Genomic DNA, 1,958 nt, shown 5'->3' on the forward strand with positions numbered 1-1,958 from the left:
CGCAGGCGGAGGCTGTTGCTGACGACGAAGATGCTGGAGAAGGCCATCGCCGCTCCGGCGATCATGGGGTTGAGCAGCCCGGCGGCGGCCAGCGGCAGGGCCGCGATGTTGTAGGCGAAGGCCCAGAACAGGTTGCCCTTGATCGTGGTCAGAGTGCGCCGTGACAGCCGGATCGCGTCGGCCGCCACCCGCAGGTCGCCTCTGACCAGGGTCAGGTCGGCGGCCTCGATGGCCACGTCGGTGCCTGTGCCCATGGCCAGGCCGAGGTCGGCCTGGGCGAGCGCGGCGGCGTCGTTGACCCCGTCGCCGACCATGGCGACGGTCCTGCCCTGGGCCTGCAGCCGCTTCACCACCTCGACCTTGTCGGCGGGCAGCACCTCGGCGATCACCTCCTCGATCCCGACCTCGGCGGCGACGGTGCGGGCGACGGCCTCGTTGTCGCCGGTCAGCAGCACCGGGGTCAGTCCGAGCGCGCGTAGATCGGCGATGGCCTGGGCGCTGGTGGCCTTGACGGTGTCGGCCACCACCAGCACCGCCCGGGCGGCGCCGTCCCAGCCGACCGCCACCGCGGTGCGGCCGGCGGCCTGCGCCTCCTCCAGCGCCCGCGCGAGGTCGGCGGGCAGGTGCTGGGACCACTCGGCCAGCAGCGCGGGCCGTCCCACCAGGACGGCGTGGCCGTCCACGATGCCCTGGACGCCGAGGCCCTCGATGTTGGCGAAGTCCTCCGGCGCCGGCAGGGTGCCCACCCGTTCGGCGGCGCGCCGTGCGATGGCCTGGGCGATGGGGTGTTCGGAGGCGTGTTCCAGAGCCCCGGCCAGGCGGAGCACTTCGTCACGGTCCTCCCCGTCGGCCAGGTGGACCTCGATGAGGGTCATCTTTCCTTCGGTGACGGTGCCGGTCTTGTCGAGCACGACCGTGTCGATCGCGCGGGTGGATTCCAGCACCTCGGGGCCTTTGATCAGGATGCCGAGCTGGGCGCCGCGGCCGGTGCCGACCAGCAGCGCGGTCGGCGTGGCCAGGCCCAGCGCGCAGGGGCAGGCGATGATCAGCACCGCCACCGCGGCGGTGAAGGCCGCCTGGGCGCCCTCACCGGTGCCGAGCCAGTACCCCAGGGTGGCCACGGCCAGGGCGATGACGATCGGCACGAAGATCCCGGAGATGCGGTCGGCCAGGCGCTGCACCTGCGCCTTGCCCGTCTGGGCCTCCTCGACCAGCCGCGCCATCTGCGCGAGCTGGGTGTCGGACCCGACCCGGGTGGCCCGCACGACCAGCCGGCCGCCCGCGTTCACCGTCGCCCCGGTCACCGAATCGCCCGGCCGGACCTCCACCGGCACCGATTCGCCGGTGAGCATCGAGGCGTCGACCGCCGAGGTCCCCTCCTCGATCACGCCGTCGGTCGCGATCTTCTCTCCCGGCCGGACGACGAAGCGGTCGCCCACAGCCAGCTCGCCGACCGGGACGCGCACCTCCCTGCCGTCGCGCAGGACGGCGACGTCCTTGGCGCCGAGTTCGAGCAGCGCCCGCAGGGCCGCGCCCGCGCGCCGCTTGGAGCGGGCCTCGAAATAGCGCCCGGCCAGGATGAACGCCGTGACCCCGGCCGCGGCCTCCAGGTAGATGTCACCGGAGCCGTCACTGCGCTCGATCGTGAACGCGAACGGGTGGGTCATGCCGGGCACGCCAGCACTGCCGAGGAACAGCGCCCACAGCGACCAGCCCAGCGCGGCGATCGTGCCCAGCGACACGAGCGTGTCCATCGTGGCCGTGCCGTGGCGCAGGTTGGTCCAGGCCGCCCGGTGGAACGGCAGGCCGCCGTACACCACGACCGGGGCCGCGAGCGTGAGCGACAGCCACTGCCAGTACGTGAACTGCAGGGCGGGGATCATCGCCAGCGCGATCACCGGGACGGCGAGCACGACGGACACCAGAAGGCGGGTCCGCAGGGGAGCAAGCTCGTCCTG

Annotated in this window: 1 protein-coding gene; it reads right to left on the bottom strand. The window is 73.2% G+C overall.

Translation table 11 applies throughout. The annotated features are described in order from the left end of the window. Positions 1-1,958, bottom strand: a 1,958-nt coding sequence (locus tag ACWEQG_RS38970; protein WP_452292677.1) for a copper-translocating P-type ATPase, incomplete at both ends; no start/stop codon positions are given.

It is taken from the genome of Microbispora sp. NPDC004025, from assembly GCF_053604425.1.